This is a genomic window from Lewinella sp. LCG006 (assembly GCF_040784935.1).
In the GTDB taxonomy this organism is placed as follows: Bacteria; Bacteroidota; Bacteroidia; order Chitinophagales; family Saprospiraceae; genus Lewinella.
Genome location: NZ_CP160680.1, coordinates 5,044,608 through 5,062,533 on the forward strand (window position 1 = coordinate 5,044,608; position 17,926 = coordinate 5,062,533).

Sequence of the window (17,926 nt, forward strand, 5' to 3'; positions counted from 1 at the left end):
AATTTCTTTCCAATATAAGGCGTAGCAACGTACTTTTGTTGTCATGATGATAAAGTTGTTGATAGATCAATTAGATAGAAAGGTGGGTTTGTCAGTGTATCCGCCACAGCGCATCGTCTCCTTGGTGCCTTCGCAAACGGAACTTCTGGCCGATCTCGGCTTGGAAGAGCAAGTTGTGGGCTTGACAAAATTTTGTGTTCATCCCTCCAGCTGGCGCAAGGACAAAACCATCGTCGGTGGAACCAAGCAACTGCACCTGGATCGAATTCGACAACTAAAGCCGGACCTTATCATCGCCAATCAAGAGGAAAATGACCGGGAACAAGTAGAAATGTTAGCACAGGAGTTTCCCGTATGGGTGAGTAAAGTAGTAGATGTGCCAACGGCATTGGAAATGATACTTGGCATCGGTGAAGCCACAGGTACAAAAGGTCTGGCGGCGCAATTAGCGAAGAAAATCAATACCTGTTTTACGCAGCTGAAGAAATTTCCGTTACGTTCCTGCGCATATCTCATTTGGCGAAAGCCTTACATGGCAAGTGGGGGCGATACTTTTATCAACGCAATGCTGGAAATAGCTGGTTTTAAAAATGTTTTTGCTCATAAAAATCGCTACCCGGAAATTAGTTTGGAACAATTGGCGGCGGCTGAGCCAGAATGGATTTTGCTTTCTTCCGAACCTTTCCCTTTTCGGGAAAAACACCTGGTGGAATTGTCATCAGTGTGTCCGAATGCAGAAGTTCGTCTCGTAGATGGCGAATTGTTTTCCTGGTATGGAAGTCGATTATTGCGTTCAGCAGACTATTTCCGTACTTTGCGAGAAGCTGAATAACAATCACATATCAGGATGGAGATGATGCGCTTTTTCATAACCTTACTATTGCTTACCCCCTTGCTTTACCTGTCTGCACAGGTAGACTTCCCCAACCGCATTCGCGGAGAAATTATCGTTCGTTTAGAAGAGGATAGGCTCGTGGATGAGTGGGCAAAAGAAAATCTTTTGCAAGGAGATGGAACCGAATCCTTGACCATCGTTAGAGAACTAGGTATTCGCCATCCATTGGTTTTATTGGCTTTTGATGAAAATCAAATCCCGGCGGAAAAGGCCTTGCTTGAAGCAAAAAACATTGCCAATGTAAGAGCAGTTCAGTATAACTATTATGTAGATTTTAGAACAGAACCTAATGATAATGAGTTTTTTAGACAATGGGATATGGAGATAATCAATGCTCCTGCGGCCTGGGGGCATACCACTGGCGGTACAACCGCTAATGGAACTTCCATCGTGGTAGCGGTTATGGACAGCGGGTTTGATATCAACCACGAAGACCTGGCCCCCAATCTTTGGACAAATGAAGCTGAGATTCCAGCAGATGGCGTAGACAATGACAACAATGGTTACGTAGACGATGTGATGGGTTGGGATTATTTTTCGAACACCCCCAACGTGGCGCCCGGGAACCATGGTTTGTCGACGGCTTCCATCATTGGTGCCCAAGGAAACAATGGCATTGGGGTAACCGGTGTCAATTGGGATGTGGACTTGATGCTGTTTAGTTTTAGTAGTGTGGCTGATTTGGTGAGTGCTTACGAATATGTGATTGATCAGCGGCAGCGGTTTAACGAATCAAACGGTGCAGAAGGAGCCTTTGTCGTTGCGACCAACAATAGCTTTGGCCAAGGGCGAATATGGTGCGATCAACAGCCCGTTTGGGGGAGTATGTATGATTTAATGGGAGAAGTAGGTATTCTGTCAAGTGCCGGTGTAGACAACAATCGCTTCGATGTGGATAATGCTGGCGATATGCCTGCAACTTGCCCTTCTGATTATCTGCTGGTTTCCTGCAATACGGATGAAGACGATAACCTTTACAACAATTCTGCTTACGGTGCAATGTCGGTAGATATAGGCTCGCCGGGAGAGGGGACTTTTACAGTGAAACCAGGAAACAGTTACGGCGTTTTTGGTGGAAACAGCGCAGCTACCCCTCATGTGACAGGGGCAATTGCCTTGTTGTACAGCGGACCCCTTGCTGGTTTAGCCACAGCTGCAATCAATGAGCCATCTTTGACGGCTAGACTAATAAAAGAGCTACTCGTGCAAAGCGGAGATTTACTCCCCTCCTTAGAGAACCGTACCCTGAGTGGGCGCCGACTGAATCTAGGTAATGCGATGGAACGACTTATCGCCACTTTTAGTAATCAACTCCATCCTTTGGCCATCAATACACTTTACCCTAATCCCGTAAAAGGGACGCTGACGGTAGGTTACGATGTTCCAGAGAATGGTACTTATCGAGCAGAAATTTACAATGCGCTCGGCCAGCTGGTACTGCACCAGGAAGAGGAAGTAGGAGAGGGGGGCTTACGCCTTTTTACGGTTGATACCAGCCTGCTACCAGCAGGTGTTTACTTCCTCAATTTTGGTCGCAAAGGATCGTGGGTGGCGGAGAGGATTATTGTGCTTTAGCCTAAAATATCCTGTGCAGTGATGTTAATGGATAAAACAGTAAATTAGTTTCCAATTTGTTTTTTGCCGACATGCGTACAAGGATTGGAGGATAAATCCTATTTTTGGGCTAAGTGACGGAACACAAATAACTGATTCCATTCCTGCCTGCTTACCGCAGGTAGGCAGGTTTGATTCGCTAAAATTTTCTAAGCAAGCAACTAAAAGGAGCTTGCGTGAAAATATTCGCGAATCGTTGGAAAAAATGGAATAAGTTATTTCCGTCAAATTACTAAATACGCAGCTCATGAAAAACCTTATTGGCTTATTTTGCTTTTCGCTTTTTATCGCTTTCCACCTCAATGCCCAGCGCATAAGTCTTCGAAACCCTAGCTTTGAAGATACGCCGGCGCATAGTACTACACCCCGACATTGGGTTAATTGTGGTTCACCAGGAGAGTCGCCTCCTGATGTTTTTCCAGAAAGGCAATTTGTCTTTGGTGTAAATACGCCCCCTTACGCGGGCAATACTTATCTGGGTTTAGTAACCAGGGATAACAATACCTGGGAAGCTGTAGCCGCCAACCTTACTGAGCCTTTGGAGGCAAATGTTTGTTACCGATTTAGTATCGCAATTGCGCGTTCTCCCGAATACCGTTCGTTCAGTAGGGCCACTGGGCGAGAAGCCAATTATTCTGACCTTACGCGTTTAAGAATATGGGGCTCCAATGGCAATTGCCAACAGGAGGAGTTATTGGCCGAGTCGCCCATGGTGGAGCACAATGATTGGCAAGTGTATACTTTCATCATCAAACCATTGAAAAATAGCTACGCTTCCATTATGTTGGAAGCTTTTTATCCCGACAACTTGCTCAAACCAACCAATGGTCACCTTTTGTTAGATGCTGCATCGGCTTTTGAGCGCTTGCCCAACTGTGAGCTGGAAGGATTTGCCATGCCCGAATTGTCAAAGTCTTCCGAGGTGGTGAATATTTCCGGCGAAAGCAACAAGACAAGTCCTGGCACTAAAGACATCGTAGCACTAAAATTGCCAGAGGCTTCTTATTTTAATAATGAAGAAATCTTACGTTCTTTTGCCGCAAATGCTTTGAATGACCTGGTTTTTGATGAGCGGAATGAACTGGAGATCAATCAGTTTCAACTGGCAGGGGAGACGCAAATTCGCAAGGGGCATCCTGCGTGGTACGCTCTTCAACATGCCCTTCAGTTTTACCCCGACCGGAAATGGGAATTGGTCATCTATGCGGATGATAAACTGGAGCAGGATTTACGTGTGATGGAATTAGGCCGTCAATTGGCAGGAATTACGAACATCAGCCTCTTGGTAAGTGCTTACGATGCCGAAAAACACGATGGATTATCCTGGTTTTGCATGTCGGTGGGCAATGGTTTGTACCTGCGCTTGTTGTGAAAAAATAAGTTGGATTTTGGCACAATTCGGTCTTCGTTATTGGCAAAATGTCGAAAGTCTGGCTAGGATTGAATTATTGGTAATCAAAAATTAGTATGATGCGTTTCTCTCTTTTGTGGATATTTATTTTTCCAGTTTCGCTGCTTTCTGCTCAGGTAATTACCTTCCTTAACCCGGGCTTTGAGGATATGCCAAAACACAGCAAAACACCTGAGTTTTGGATCAATTGCGGACATCCTAATGAGAGCCCTCCAGATGTACTGCCTGATTTGACTTTTCAAGTTAATCTACCTGCTTATGCGGGCTATACTTACCTGGGGTTAGTGACCAGGGACAATGACACTTGGGAAGCCGTAGGTACCAAACTTAACGGAACATTGGAAAGAGGAAAATGCTATTCTTTCAGCATTGCTTTAGCTCGTTCTTTGAGTTATTATTCTCTCAGTAAAACAAAGAATACACCAGCAAATTATATTGCCCCAACTCGGTTGAGAATATGGGGTGGACGAGGACCCTGTGGAAAGGAAGAACTATTGGCGGCCTCTTCTGTAATTGATCACGAAGAATGGGAAACGTATAAGTTTATTCTTGCCCCAGAAGAAGGCAGTTATTCTGAGCTTACGTTGGAGGTCTTTTATGGAGAGGATTTTCTTCTGTTTCCTACCAATGGAAATTTATTGCTGGATGATGCTTCTGTTATCAGAATGTTGCCTGATTGTGGAAAAGAAGAATACGGTATTACTGACGGTAATTATAGTAAAAAAGAAGTGGCAGTCGCCAAAAAGAAAAGCCCTTTTTTCGTAGAAAATGGGAGTACTCTTCTCTTAATGTTACCTTCCTCTAGCTATTTCTCAGGAGAAGAGCCATTGAAAAATTTCTTGTCGAACATCATGGCCGACATTGAGCACAATCCCGAAGGGCAGTTGATAGAGAGGTCTTACCAACTAGACAAAGAAGAGGAAGTGCTTAGTGGCTACCCTGCGATCCATGCACTGGCTTATGCATTAAAGGCTTATCCAGGTGAAGAGTGGGAGCTGGTCGTGTTCGACCGTGATGAAAATCGACAACAACAGCGGGTAAGTTCCTTAACAAGAGCGTTGAATAATTTTCTATACAGTTATATTTTCGACTGTCAGGTGACTGGTTACAATGCTGTTACCGATGATGGTAAAGACTGGTACTGCATGTCGGTGGGCAATGGTTTGTACCTGATCAAGCGCTAAACCAAAAGATTGGTTAACTGGTCTTTATGTAAGCCGATTATTCCGATACAACTCTGCTAAAAGAAAACGGCCAGCCAGGAGCAATTCCCGACTGGCCGTTTTTTATTTAAAGATAGAGTAGGTTTTTCAAGTTACCTAAATCTCCTTTTACGAACGCTTAATCAATCCGGGTAATTTCGCCAGATTTGATGCGATTCATATAGTCATTGAACGCCCGTTTTACATTGGGCATCAGCACGTAAAGACCGAAGACATTGGGGAAACACATGGCAAAGATCATGGCATCACCAAAGTCAAATACTGCTTTTGCAGAAATGGCAGAACCTACGATGACAAAGCCACAGAAGAGCACTTTGTAAATAATTTCGTTGGTTTTGCTTTCACCAAAGAGGTAGGTCCAAGATTTGAGTCCGTAGTAAGACCAGGAAATCATGGTAGAAAGGGCGAAGAGAATTACCGCAAGCCCTAACACATTAGGGAACCAGCTGATAACCGACTCAAAGGAGGCAGAAGTAAGGCCAATGTCGCCAACGGTTTCGCGACCGTAGAAAGAAGCCTCTGCACCCGCACCACCATAGTTCGTGACAATGATTACCAAAGCGGTCATCGTACAGATCACAACGGTATCAATGAAGGGCTCAAGCAGTGCAACAACACCTTCGCTTACAGGCTCATCGGTTTTGACCGCAGAGTGAGCAATAGAGGCAGAACCTACTCCTGCTTCGTTGGAGAATGCCGCTCGACGGAAACCTTGGATCAGCACACCAATTAAACCACCATAAAGCGCATCGCCACTGAAAGCACTAGAAAAAATAGTGCCAAATGCCGCAGGAATGTCAGCGATGTGGTAGCCAATGACGATGATTGCTCCCAAAACGTAGATGCCCACCATGAAAGGAACGATCTTATCAGTTACTTTAGCAATGGATTTGATACCTCCGATGATAACGATACCGACAACGACTGCCATGATGGTACCAAAAATCCAGCCGTTGTTGTAGAAGATACTGCTTTCGCCACCAGTAATTTGTGCGAGCTGAAGGGTAGCCTGGTTGATTTGAACCATGTTGCCACCACCAAAACTACCACCAATACATGCGATTGCGAAAAGTACAGCCAGGACTTTGCCAATAATGGGCCAAGGGCCTCCTTTTTCTTTGAATCCTTTCTCCAGGTAATACATCGGCCCACCTGATACACTACCATCAGCGTTGACATTGCGGTACATTACCCCAAGGGTACACTCAGTAAATTTGGAAGCCATCCCCAAAAGGCCGGCCAGGATCATCCAAAAGGTAGCACCTGGGCCACCAATAGCTACTGCAAAGGCCACCCCCGCAATATTACCAACACCTACGGTGCCAGATAGTGCCGCCGTGAGGGCTTGAAAGTGAGAAACTTCTCCTGGATCATCAGGGTCGTCAAATTTTCCACGCACCACATCAAGGGCGTGACCAAAAGCTTTAAATTGAATAAAGCCCATGTAAATGGTGAATACGAGTGCTCCTACGATCAACCACACAAGTACGAATGGAATGCTGAGCTTGTCTCCTAATGGAATAGAAACAAAGACAACGGATTCTATAGCTTTTGTAATGGGTTCAAAAAAGGCATTGATTTTCTGGTCAATCGTCAGTGCAGCTTCACCGCCGGCCTCTTGTGCATAGCTGAGCAAAGGGAGTACCAGGGTTGCGAGTAATGCGAGTACAGTCTTCTTCATCTGTGTTTTTTCTAATTCAAGTTGTTTCTGAAGGGACGCCATCTGGACGTTCCCGGATTGTTAAAGACCCGGGAAGGTATTGGTTTCCGAGGAATCGCCAAAATAATGATCGGCATATTTTATTGGTGAAAAGACATCTTATGACTCCTAACTGCCATTTTTAACACTTGAGGGGCAACATGTTGGGCAAGATTGCCAGCTATTGCTTAACTTTCTCCCCTTATTCACCAATGATTTTATTTTTTGCTAACTAATCCCCCGGAAGAAACCGTCTTAGCTGCCCTGAATAAAGGGGAGGAATGGGCCCTCGACAATTTGTTTCGAGCACATTACACCTATTTGTGCCAAGCGGTCTTTCGGATTATTGGGGATCGCAATTTGTCGGAAGATTTGGTGCAAGAAGTTTTTTACCAATTGTGGCGGAAGCGGTCTTCCTTAAACATCAATCAGTCTTTGAGAGCTTATCTCAAAAAAGCAGCAGTCAATCGAACGCTCAATTATATTCGAGACCAGCGATTGATCGTGGATGATGAAAGTGCGCTACCTTTTGATTTGGCTAGTGAGCAGATGGGGGCAATAGAAAAGTTGGAAACAGAAGAATTGCAAGCGCAAATCGAAGCTGCGATAAGTGACTTACCTGAACGTTGTCGTCTGGTATTTGGCTTGAGTCGCTTTGAGGAGATGAGCAACAAGGAAATCGCTGCTCATTTGGAGATCAGTGTGAAAACCGTGGAGAACCAAATGACCAAAGCCTTGCGTTTGCTGAGGGAGAAATTAAGTCCCTATTGTACTTTTTGAGACTTTAGGTTTGATTGTAAGCCAGCCGACAACCGCCAGATAGGGGCAAGGGCTGAGTTTGGTGTCTCTAAAAGTGCATGGAGGAATACCATAGCTGAAAAATAATTAATGTCGCATCTCTTTTGAATAAAGAACGAACGTCTGGAATGAAGAATAAAGATACTATGAGATCCTGGGAACAACTTCGCAAAAGCCGAGGGCAGTCTGCTGATGAGTCAGCACAAGGCTGGGAGCAGTTGTGGAAAGGTAGTGAAAAGTTAGGTGATGATTTTGAGCCCAATGTAGAAGCTGGCCTTGCCCGTCTTAAACAAAGGATGGCACAAGAAGATATGCCCTCAGGAAGGGTTGTGAAAATGAATACTTCTACCCGCTGGTTAAGAGCTGTCGCCGCTGCGGTAGTTTTGGCTTTGGTGACTTGGGGTACCATGACTTTTATCGGTGGTGATACTGCACCTGATTTTGCTTGGGCAGAACTTCATACCACTGAAGGAGAAACCCGTGAGGTTGTACTGCCTGATGGTTCTACCGTCACTATGAATAGCAATACCCATCTTCGTTACCGTAGCGACCTGGATATAGCGGAAGTAAGGGATATCCGCTTAGAGGGGGAAGCTTTTTTTGATGTTAATCGCCGACCTGAGCAACCTTTTATCATTCGCACAGCCAATGTAGAAGTGAGCGTTTTGGGGACAAGTTTCAATGTAAGAGATATTCCTGGATCAGCTCGAACTGAGGTAGAAGTGGCTAGCGGTAAAGTAGGGGTGAAAAGCTTGGTGGATGTTACCCAACAAGTAGTCCTCAAAGCGGAAGAGGCAGTTGTATTGGAGAATAATGTGCTCACTACTTATACCACTGCTGATCGTGTATTTAATGGCGTTAACTGGCGAAAAGGGCAGCTAAGTTTCAAAAACACTCCTCTTGAAGAAGCTTTGCCTCAAATAGAAAGAGCCTACCAGGTAGACCTCGTCTGGAAGACGACTGCTTTGCGTAATTGTGAGATTACCGGCAATTGGCAGGAAGAAAACTTTGCTGCGGTTGTTGAAATTCTGGAAGGTCTTACTGGCCTCAACGTCAATAAAGTTGCAGGAAATAAATATGAGCTAAGTGGTAGTTGTGACTAAATAGTCTTTGGTGCTCTGCTACAGGCAGCTTATCTTTGGATAGCTTTGTTATTTTGCGACAGATGACTTATCCAAATGAAAAAAAGCTTAATCGTTCTGCTGGTATTTAGCTGTAGCCTCTGGTCTTTGGAGGCCCAGAGTGTACTGGATAAAAGGATAAGCTTGCAAATCGTCGAGCAGCCTTTCGAAGAGGTTTTATACCAGCTGATTGATCAAGAGGGAGTTAAGTTTAGTTTTCGTAATGATATTCTTCCCGAAGGACTTTTTTCTTTCGATTTTGATAATAAACCACTCCGCACGGTTATTCCTGAGTTATTGGCTACTACCCATCTCGGGTATCGCCTGATCGGTGAACAGATCTTGCTTATTCCCGAAGTTCCTGAAAAGGTGGCTACTTATTATACCATCAGTGGTTACATCACCGACCTGGAAACGGGTGAAAGCCTGATTGGTACCAATGTCTACGATTATTATACCCAAAGAGGAACAGTAAGCAACGAATATGGCTTCTTCAGCTTGCAACTCCCTGCTGGCCCGGCCTTGCTTCGGCTATCTTACCTTGGTTACGAGAGTTATGAAGAGCTATTAACAATCAGTGGTAATCTTACCATGAACAAAGCCTTGCAGGGGAGTGTAACGCTCAGCGAAGTAGTAGTCTATCCACGAGATACTTCCGCCAACCCCATCGCTGGTTTGTCTACCGGACAGTTGATTGGTTTAAGAGAAACAGAATTGCTGCCAAGCTTGGCCGGAGAAGAAGATGTGATTCGTACGGCCTTCCTGCTTCCAGGTGTCACAACCGGTGCCGATGGTGCAGAAGGATTACAAATAAGAGGTGGAGATGCTGGCCAAAATTTGGTCTTGCTAGACGGCGTGCCGGTCTACTACATCAACCATGCCATTGGTCTTTTCTCCATATTTAATAGCGATGCTGTGCGGTCGGCCCAACTCTTGAGGGCTGGTTTTCCTGCTCGCTATGGTGGGCGGCTATCCAGTGTATTGGATATCCGAATGAAAGAAGGCAATCAGCAAGCCCTTTCAGGAACAGCGTCGGCTGGACTATTGACAACCCGTTTTACCCTCGAAGGGCCCATTCTCAAAGATCAATCTTCCTTTTTGGTTTCCGGCCGCTGGTCATTTATACATTTGTTGCTGAAAGAGCAGTCGCGCAAATTCAAGGCTTCCAGGGGCAATGATGGCAGTACCGATTATCGATTTTACGACATCAACGCCAAATACAATCATACCTTCTCCGATCGTAACCGGGTGTTTTTAAGTCTTTATCGGGGGCGAGATACTTACGATGACCTTACGACAAGCTCTAATTTGTTGACTTTGGTTAGCCAAGGAGGAGATGTCCTTAATTATAACTTCGATCAATCCTATGGTGAAGGCCTCAACTGGACCAATTCGGTCGGCAGCTTGCGCTGGAACCACTTGTTTTCTGATCAGCTTTTTGCAAATTTTAGTTTCACTTATAGTCGTTTGGACCAGGAGTCTTTTTATAATTTGGAAGACCTATTGGTAGAACCTTCGCTGAATCAAAGAGACTCCCTTTTGATACGTGGTCTTTTTCGTTCTGGAATCCAGGATTTGGGCCTTAAGGCCGACTGGCAGTTCATTGCAAGCCCTCGATTTGAATACCGTTTTGGAATAGGAGCTAATCGCCGCATCTTCCAACCTGGAGCCTTGATTGTTGATCAACCTATTCCAGGAGAGGAGCCTTTTGCTAATAACACGATTAACACGACCGAATTAAGTACCTATCTGGAAGGTAAAGGAAAAATGGGTAGCGACTGGGAGTGGAACACCGGTGTGCACCTGGCTTGGTGGTACGTACGTTCGAAGGGGCATCCTTCCATTCAACCAAGGTTGAGTATAAATTACTTCCCGTATCCGCGCTGGACGTTTAGTGCTTCCGTCAGCAGAATGGTGCAAAACCTACATTTTTTGAGGAATACAACGGTGAATTTGCCTACCGAAATTTGGGTGCCAAGCACCGATCAGATCAAACCTGCCGGAGCATGGATGGGAAATCTTGGCTACCAATTTAAAATTAATACTTCATGGGAGCTTCAAGGAGATATTTATTATAAAAAAATGGAAAGAATGCTATCCTTCCTGGAAGGTGTAGAAGGATTTGAAAATTGGGAAGAAAACGTAACGGCCGGCCAGGGCGAAGCTTACGGAGCAGAGTGGCAACTGAGAAAGGTGAAAGGGAAATTGAAGGGGTGGGTGAGTTATACCCTATCAAAATCAGAACGTCAATTCGATGAACTTAACTTGGGTAGGGTTTACCCTTTTCGCTATGATCGGAGACATAATCTTCAATTAGCAGCCATCTACCAGCTTTCACCAGCGTGTCATTTTTCCGCCAACTGGGGTTATGCTTCCGGGTTTGCGCTCACCTTGCCTTTGGTTAAATTTACTTCCATTGTTCCCGGTGTCATCATTCCGCCCAGTGGTATTCCTATAGCCCTTGATCCTGGAAGTAAAAATAATATCCGGATGCCAGCTTATCATCGTTTGGATATTAACTTTCACTTTGAATGGCAGCAAAATAAACGGTACCGACAGGAACTTAATTTAGGTATCTACAATCTTTACAATCGCAACAATCCACTGTACTACGATATCCGTCGGTTTTTAGTCAATCAACAGAATACGCTCAGCACACGATACAATTTTGTAGAGGTACAATTGGCACCCATACTGCCTTCAATCAGTTACAAAATCACTTTTTAATCAGCACTTAATGGATTGAATATTAGGTGAGAATACTGATTTATCCGAAAAATAGTATATTTGAAGAGAAAAAAAATAACGAGTGTTCCTTTTTCGTCAAATATTACCCCTTAGTTTGTTGGTGTTCCTCTGTATGGGGGCTACCTGTGAACGTACGGTAGAGCTTGATATCGACGAGCCACCACCCCGCTTGGTGGTCAATAGTAGTTTCACTTTAGGCGAATTAGTACGGGTTTCAGTGGCCAAAAGTCAGGGCATTTTAGACAATAGTCTACCCGAATATTTGGCTGATGCGAGTGTTATGCTTTATAAAGGAGATAAGTTTATTGAAGAATTAGTACTGGTTATTGACCCAGCGCCGCGTATTGCCCCTTATTATACGACGCGATTTTTTAAACCAGAAGCCGCTACTACCTATACCATACGAGTAGAAGCTCTTGGTTTTGAACCCGTTGAAGCTCATAGCTTTATACCTGAACCTGTGCCGTTTTCTTCATTGCAAGTCTCCAATTTCAAGGAAGAAGATGGGAGTGCAACTTTCCGTAAACGTTACACCTATCAAATAGATTTGGATTTTGATGACCCAATCGGGGAAGACAACTTTTACCATCTGAATGTCTTTCAAGAAATCTTAAGTGTGACGATAACTGGTGCCGACACTTCGATCGATGGGCGCAGCTTACAGCGCATCGACTTGGTGCAGGATAATCCCAAAATTATCGCTGATGCGATGATTGGTGGCTTGCTCCTTAAAAACAATCCAAGCGAAGGGGGGTTCCGCTTCCAGGTTAGTGTAGAAATAGTGCCAGAGTTTGAGGCTTTAGGCCAAATTTATGCGGAACTGCGAACAGTTTCTGAAGAATATTACCTCTATTATACCACGTTTAGCCGCCAGCAGAACCAGTCGGATGGCCCTTTTAACGATCCTATCGTTATTTTCAACAACGTTGAGAATGGGCATGGTTACTTTGCCGGATATAATTTCACCCAGGATTCGGTGAGCCTCAGTTTTTAGGAACAAAATATTTATTGCTCTTCTTTATCCAATTACTTAGTATCTTTGCGGCTTTAAAGTCAAAGTGATTCAAATCATCAAGAGCACTCCATGACACAATCGGAAAAAGAACTGGAGGGAGTCCGAATGTTAGGTCTTAAACTTCCTACAGATCCCCGTTGGGTAAACCTGGCGGAAATGGACTTAGGGGAGATCCTCACCGATCATGCTTATTGTGAGCAAAAAGCCGCTACCAGTTGTATTTCCCTCATTCAGGCATATCCGGAAAGAGAAGAACTCGTGAGAGAACTTGCACCCATAGTAACAGAAGAGTGGGGCCACTTTCGTTCCGTATTGCGGGAGATGGACAAGCGCCAGCTTAAGTTGGGGCGCCAACGCAAAGATGAGTACGTAAATAAACTTTTGGCTTTTCAGAAAAAAGGAGGCTCCAGAGAGGACAAGCTGTTGGAAAAACTCTTGATTTTTGCTTTGATAGAGGCACGTTCCTGCGAACGTTTTCGTTTGATGAGCCTACATATTTCCGATGTTGATCTACGGGATTTTTATCATCGATTTATGATTTCCGAAGCAGGTCACTATCGCTTGTTTATTGATTTGGCCAGGAAATATTTTGGTGCCGAAAGGGCCAATGCCCGTTGGCAGGAGTACCTGGCAGAAGAGGCCAAAATCATGGACGAACTAGAACTTCGAGGAGATCGAATGCACTAGATAAATAAAAACTTACTTCATAATAATTCTTTTAATGAAACAATTAATTTTTCTTTTTAGCATCCTCGCACTGGTATCGGCTTGCGACGGTGGAGGTAGCATGAAAGGTACCAAAAGCCTTGAAACAGAGATGGATAGTATCTCTTACTCGGTTGGACGTTTCTTTACGGGGCAGTTCCAGGATTTGGGTATCGATGTCAATGCACAGCAATTGGGCCAAGGCCTGGAGGATGTAGCCAATGACGCAGCAACCATTTCGGAAGAAGATGGTATGGCCATGATGCAAACATTCCAGCAGACGCTGATGATGCGCCAGGGTGCTCCATTTACGGAAGATGATCCCGCTACTTTTTCTATCGACTCTATTTCTTATGTGATCGGTGCCGATTTTGCCCGCAACATGAAGGAATTCGACGTGAGCTTGAACAGCAGTGCTTTCTTCCAGGGAGCAAAAGATCAAATTGCTGATGCAGAAAGCATGGTCGGTGACCAGGAAGATGCTCTGATGCAGAAACTTACCGATAGAATCACCAAGAAGCAAGAAGCAGAAGCTGCTGTTGCCGCAGAATCTATCATTGCTGAAGGAGCTGCCTTTATTGCTGAAAAAGCAGCCGAAGAAGGTGTAATGAGCACGCCTTCTGGTCTTCACTATAAAGTTATCAAAGAAGGTGCTGGTGCTTCACCAGCAGCTACCGACCGCGTACTGGTACACTACCATGGTACCCTTATTGACGGTACGGTATTTGACAGCTCTGTTGATCGTGGTGAACCAATTGAATTCGGCTTGAATGAAGTTATCCCAGGATGGACTGAAGGCGTTCAGTTGATGAAGGAAGGTGCTAAGTACCAATTCTATATTCCTTACGATCTGGCTTACGGTCTCCGTGGTTCACCCCCAGTAATTCCTGGCGGTGCAACCCTCATTTTTGATGTTGAATTGCTGGAAGTCAAGTAACAGTCGATCTGTTGCTGGATTTCTAAATCGGTCCCAAACCTTGTCTTTTGCTAAGGTTTGGGACTGTTTTTTTTAGCTATAATTTTGGGACAGGACTATAAGTACAACTTACACAAGTTGATAAAAAAGATACCACTATGAAATACACCAATGCCCTTGCTATTCTTCTCTTCATTTTAATGTTACCGTCTCATAGCTATACCCAAAATTATCATCTGGACTCCTTGGCGATACTTTCCCAAGCGGTCCCGGAAAGTTCGGGCTTACTTTTCAAAGAAGGGCGATTGATTACCCATAACGATTCCGGTGGCGCTCCACACCTCTACGAAATAGATACCCTGGATGGGCAAGTGGTCCGAGAAGTTGTGATCAATAATGCCCAGAATATCGACTGGGAAGACCTTACGGCAGATTCCACCTACCTCTACATTGGCGATATCGGTAATAATTTTGGAAACCGTACAGACTTGACGATCTATAAAATTCCTTGGTCGGAATACCTGACCAGGGATAGCATCGAAGCGCAGCAGATTAACTATTCTTATTCGGATCAGCTAGATTTTTCTAATAATCAATTTTTCACACCCTATGATGCAGAGGCACTGGTGGCTATTGGAGATAGCTTGTTTTTATTTACTAAAGATTGGTCTACTGCCCACTCCAAGGTATATCCTTTGCCGAAAACGCCGGGTACCTACGCTGCTATTGCTATCGATAGTTTTGCTGTTCCTGGCTTGATAACAGGAGTTGACCTCAGTCCTGGCGGTAATCAATTACTGCTTTCTGCTTATTCGGGTACTTCGGCTTTTGTGCTGGCTTTTAGTGATTTTACCGCTTTTCCCCTTTCCGTGGAAACGGTGTACAGCTGGCCGCTTCCATTGACAGGCTCCATAAAATCTGAAGGCATCTGTTGGCGCAATGATCGTTTTGCCTACATCAGTACAGAACAAGTGGGTACGCTGCCATCAGTACTCTATCGCTTGGATACGGATTTTGTTAGTGCAGTTACGTTTCCCGAAAGTTCGCTGGTGAAAGTATTCCCACAACCCGCTACCGAGAATATACAAGTAACAGCCAAACAAATTTATGGACTCGAACTCTACAATGCCAATGGAACATTAGTGTTAAAGACAACACAAGCTTACCTAGACGTAAGTCATTTACCCGCTGGGATGTATTTCCTCATGATTCTGATGGAAGGACAAGAGCTTGTAAAACAAGTGATTGTGATTTAATCACGCTAATATTCCGCAACGCTCTCCAACTAGCAGCAACTTTTACACCCTTACACATAGGCTGTCCAATCTGAGGGTAAATAGCCGTGACGATTTTAGTCACACTAAAAAACACTAGAAACAGGATAGGCCACGGATTCAACGGATCTGACGGATTTTCACAGATTTAAAAGCCGTGTAAATCCTGTTTTATCCGTTAAATCTGCGTTCTATCACGTTTTAACGGAGTCACGGCTGTGGCCTGACAGATTGGACACCCTACCCTTACACTTATCCAACCTTTACACTTTTACACTTGCCCAACGTTTACACCAAACAACAATCAATCCCCCAAGCACTGAAACTGCCTTTGGAAAAAATCCATTTGCAGGATAGGGTATTCTTCAAAGCCGCTACTCCAAAAGACACGTAGGAGATCTACTTCACTGGCTTTTAACAGGCCAATGTAGCTTCGATCAATAGGATAATAGACCGAATACGTGAGCTCCTTTTTTACCGTATTGTACTGACCTCGATCCATTTTTCCTGCGCGTAAATTGATGGCGTCACCATTGAGGAGCTTGATGGTCAACACACTGTTTTGGTCAATGAAACCGTAGGCTTCCTGAGCATTAGGATAAGCAAAGGTGAAGTTTAGCGTAAGGTACCTAAAACCACCTGAGCTAGAAATATAGGCTTCACAAACGAGGTATTCTTTATCCTGGAGATAAGGCCTCAACCGTTCATCGGTATAGCTGAACAATAACTCTGGTTGCAGATCTCGGCGATAGCGCCCCGTTTCTGTATCCTGACCATCAAAAGCGTAACGGCACTCCCGATGTGGTGGATAAAGCATTAAATTTTCGAAACTACTGGCCGCGGTGTTATTGGTCAAAGGTATCAATTGAGCATAAGACTGGCTACTCAGGCTACGGATTCGCTGAGAATTGGCTTCTCGCAAACGATTTTCACGTACCCTTTGATTGAAACTTTCGATAAAGCCACCTTTTTTGACCAGTTGGTCATCTAATTGTGCGGCACGTTGACTTTCGTTGAGTTGAATCTGGCTTTGTTCTAGGGTACGTCTTGCTGCAGCAAGTTGTTTTTGAATGATGCTTTGCCGAGTTTCATCCTGCGCTGCTGCTGCAAGACTGTGTTGGAGGCGTTGGAGGTTTTCCTGGGCTTGGACTAATCGCTGTTCTGCTAGTTGGGCAGCCGTATTTGAGAGTTGAGAGCGGCGCTGAGCAATCTTGTATAAATCTATTTCATTCACACTGACTTCACCATCAAGCGGTTCGATGTATCCTTGAAAAACAGGATAAGTCAGAAGGCCATCTTCGGCGGTAGGCTCATAAGGGTCACCATTGAAGTATTCTATCCGACCGTCTGGATAAACCTTGAGCTTTTCACCTTTGGAATTCTCGCGAATTACTGCTCCCTGCGCATCGCAGAAAAGAGGAAAGAGCAGGAAACTGATTACTGCCAGGAAAAAGTGGGCTTTTTGAATTATTTGCATTATCATCGCTTTTGGGGGCCGCTCTGTTTTCACTAACAAAGTTATAAAACAATCACTAAGTTTCAATTCTTTATCAGTTCTCCCAAGTTCGCGTAAATTTGTACCAATAAATGCAATTCCAACTATGCTGGATTTCAGTATCGGGTTTTTGAAAGTAAGTGTTTGGGATATACTGGATATCGGTATTGTAGCTTATTTGTTGTTTCAACTTTACAAGTTACTTCGCGGTAGTATCGCGTTTAATATTTTTGTCGGACTTCTCCTTTTGTACATAAGCTGGTTTATAGTAAACCAGTTGAATATGGACTTATTGTCTAGTATCCTGGATCAATTTGTCAAGGTGGGGATTATTATTCTCATCATTATTTTCCAGCCGGAAGTACGGCGGTTTTTACTTTTGTTGGGCAATACAACCCTGCGGCAGCGATCTAATTTTTTTGATCGTTTTCTCGACCGCAATGCTATGAGTAGCTCAGCTGAAGCTCACCGTGTGGCCCAGGAGGCACTGTCGGATGCTATTCTGAGGATGAGCCGCCGCCGAGTGGGAGCATTGATCGTTTTTTGTAGAAATTTTCACCTACAAGGCATTGTCAGCGGAGGTGTAGAGCTGGACGCCAAGATATCCCAAGCGATTATCGAAAGTATTTTTGCTAAAGAAAGCCCGCTCCATGATGGCGCCGTATTGATTGATAATCTGAAAATTTTGCGGGCCAGTGCTATTCTTCCCGTAAGCGAGCAACCGAATTTGCCAAAAAGTGTTGGTTTACGGCATCGTGCAGCGGTCGGCCTTACTGAACGCTCGAATGTGGTAGCTTTAGTCGTTTCAGAAGAAACCGGAGCCATCAGTTTTTCCAAGGGGGATAAGCTGGAACGCAAGATCAAAGAACCTCGCCTGAAGGAAATTTTACAGGAATATGTTTGATCCATCGCTACTTTTTTCGCAATACTTCGTGTAGCTACGGGCAAAATTATATATTTGCCTGAGGAGCTTAGTCCGTGTATTAAACTTATTCGAAACAAGCTTTCAACC

At 44.5% G+C, this 17,926-nt stretch carries 14 protein-coding genes; 12 read left to right on the top strand and 2 right to left on the bottom strand.

What is annotated here, in order from left to right:
* Positions 1-43: 43 nt before the first annotated feature.
* The 4 genes from AB0L18_RS18030 (at position 44) to AB0L18_RS18045 (ending at position 5,104) form a co-directional block, all read left to right on the top strand.
* Positions 44-832: a helical backbone metal receptor gene (locus tag AB0L18_RS18030; protein ID WP_367388704.1), complete on the top strand. Its 789-nt coding sequence runs from the start codon at positions 44-46 to the stop codon at positions 830-832.
* A gap of 21 nt (positions 833-853) precedes the next feature.
* Positions 854-2,470, top strand: coding sequence for a S8/S53 family peptidase (locus AB0L18_RS18035; protein WP_367388705.1), 1,617 nt, complete (start codon positions 854-856; stop codon positions 2,468-2,470).
* Between the two features lie 286 nt (positions 2,471-2,756).
* A complete protein-coding gene (locus AB0L18_RS18040) occupies positions 2,757-3,881 on the top strand; it encodes a hypothetical protein (protein WP_367388706.1) in 1,125 nt (374 codons plus the stop codon).
* A 95-nt stretch (positions 3,882-3,976) separates the two neighbouring features.
* Positions 3,977-5,104 (top strand): hypothetical protein, encoded by a 1,128-nt coding sequence (locus tag AB0L18_RS18045; protein ID WP_367388707.1) that lies wholly within the window; start codon positions 3,977-3,979, stop codon positions 5,102-5,104.
* A gap of 157 nt (positions 5,105-5,261) precedes the next feature.
* Here AB0L18_RS18045 and AB0L18_RS18050 read toward each other — a convergent pair whose 3' ends face one another.
* On the bottom strand, positions 5,262-6,824 hold the full coding sequence (locus AB0L18_RS18050; RefSeq protein ID WP_367388708.1) for an alanine/glycine:cation symporter family protein: 1,563 nt from the start codon (positions 6,822-6,824) through the stop codon (positions 5,262-5,264).
* 243 nt (positions 6,825-7,067) lie between these two features.
* Here AB0L18_RS18050 and AB0L18_RS18055 point away from each other — a divergent pair, with 243 nt between their 5' ends.
* From AB0L18_RS18055 to AB0L18_RS18085, 7 genes are all read left to right on the top strand, one after another.
* The gene (locus AB0L18_RS18055) at positions 7,068-7,622 is read left to right on the top strand and encodes an RNA polymerase sigma-70 factor (protein WP_367388709.1); all 555 of its coding nucleotides are present in this window, start codon (positions 7,068-7,070) and stop codon (positions 7,620-7,622) included.
* Positions 7,623-7,786: 164 nt separating this feature from the next.
* Complete coding sequence (locus tag AB0L18_RS18060) at positions 7,787-8,743, top strand: FecR family protein (protein ID WP_367388710.1); 957 nt, start codon at positions 7,787-7,789, stop codon at positions 8,741-8,743.
* A gap of 75 nt (positions 8,744-8,818) precedes the next feature.
* Positions 8,819-11,488 (top strand): carboxypeptidase-like regulatory domain-containing protein, encoded by a 2,670-nt coding sequence (locus AB0L18_RS18065; protein WP_367388711.1) that lies wholly within the window; start codon positions 8,819-8,821, stop codon positions 11,486-11,488.
* An 82-nt stretch (positions 11,489-11,570) separates the two neighbouring features.
* Positions 11,571-12,503, top strand: a complete 933-nt coding sequence (locus tag AB0L18_RS18070) for a DUF4249 domain-containing protein (RefSeq protein WP_367388712.1) — start codon at positions 11,571-11,573, stop codon at positions 12,501-12,503.
* A 90-nt stretch (positions 12,504-12,593) separates the two neighbouring features.
* Positions 12,594-13,211, top strand: a complete 618-nt coding sequence (locus tag AB0L18_RS18075) for a tRNA-(ms[2]io[6]A)-hydroxylase (RefSeq protein ID WP_367388713.1) — start codon at positions 12,594-12,596, stop codon at positions 13,209-13,211.
* A gap of 34 nt (positions 13,212-13,245) precedes the next feature.
* A complete protein-coding gene (locus tag AB0L18_RS18080) occupies positions 13,246-14,166 on the top strand; it encodes an FKBP-type peptidyl-prolyl cis-trans isomerase (RefSeq protein ID WP_367388714.1) in 921 nt (306 codons plus the stop codon).
* Positions 14,167-14,303: 137 nt separating this feature from the next.
* Positions 14,304-15,401 (top strand): T9SS type A sorting domain-containing protein, encoded by a 1,098-nt coding sequence (locus AB0L18_RS18085; protein WP_367388715.1) that lies wholly within the window; start codon positions 14,304-14,306, stop codon positions 15,399-15,401.
* A gap of 322 nt (positions 15,402-15,723) precedes the next feature.
* On the opposite strand, the gene AB0L18_RS18090 is transcribed toward AB0L18_RS18085, so the two are convergent.
* Entirely contained in the window at positions 15,724-16,896 is a 1,173-nt protein-coding gene (locus AB0L18_RS18090; protein ID WP_367388716.1) for a hypothetical protein, read from the bottom strand.
* Between the two features lie 124 nt (positions 16,897-17,020).
* On the opposite strand from AB0L18_RS18090, the gene cdaA reads away from it, so the two are divergent.
* Positions 17,021-17,818: a diadenylate cyclase CdaA gene (gene cdaA, locus AB0L18_RS18095; RefSeq protein ID WP_367388717.1), complete on the top strand. Its 798-nt coding sequence runs from the start codon at positions 17,021-17,023 to the stop codon at positions 17,816-17,818.
* Positions 17,819-17,926: the final 108 nt, after the last annotated feature.

What these genes read in the sequence shown, in the direction of transcription:
- AB0L18_RS18030 (WP_367388704.1), top strand. Translation starts at nt 44, where the DNA reads ATGATGATAAAGTTGTTGATAGATCAATTAGATAGAAAGGTGGGTTTG.
- AB0L18_RS18035 (WP_367388705.1), top strand. Translation starts at nt 854, where the DNA reads ATGATGCGCTTTTTCATAACCTTACTATTGCTTACCCCCTTGCTTTAC.
- AB0L18_RS18040 (WP_367388706.1), top strand. Translation starts at nt 2,757, where the DNA reads ATGAAAAACCTTATTGGCTTATTTTGCTTTTCGCTTTTTATCGCTTTC.
- AB0L18_RS18045 (WP_367388707.1), top strand. Translation starts at nt 3,977, where the DNA reads ATGATGCGTTTCTCTCTTTTGTGGATATTTATTTTTCCAGTTTCGCTG.
- AB0L18_RS18050 (WP_367388708.1), bottom strand. Translation starts at nt 6,824, where the DNA reads ATGAAGAAGACTGTACTCGCATTACTCGCAACCCTGGTACTCCCTTTG.
- AB0L18_RS18060 (WP_367388710.1), top strand. Translation starts at nt 7,787, where the DNA reads ATGAGATCCTGGGAACAACTTCGCAAAAGCCGAGGGCAGTCTGCTGAT.
- AB0L18_RS18065 (WP_367388711.1), top strand. Translation starts at nt 8,819, where the DNA reads ATGAAAAAAAGCTTAATCGTTCTGCTGGTATTTAGCTGTAGCCTCTGG.
- AB0L18_RS18075 (WP_367388713.1), top strand. Translation starts at nt 12,594, where the DNA reads ATGACACAATCGGAAAAAGAACTGGAGGGAGTCCGAATGTTAGGTCTT.
- AB0L18_RS18080 (WP_367388714.1), top strand. Translation starts at nt 13,246, where the DNA reads ATGAAACAATTAATTTTTCTTTTTAGCATCCTCGCACTGGTATCGGCT.
- AB0L18_RS18085 (WP_367388715.1), top strand. Translation starts at nt 14,304, where the DNA reads ATGAAATACACCAATGCCCTTGCTATTCTTCTCTTCATTTTAATGTTA.
- AB0L18_RS18090 (WP_367388716.1), bottom strand. Translation starts at nt 16,896, where the DNA reads ATGCAAATAATTCAAAAAGCCCACTTTTTCCTGGCAGTAATCAGTTTC.
- cdaA (WP_367388717.1), top strand. Translation starts at nt 17,021, where the DNA reads ATGCTGGATTTCAGTATCGGGTTTTTGAAAGTAAGTGTTTGGGATATA.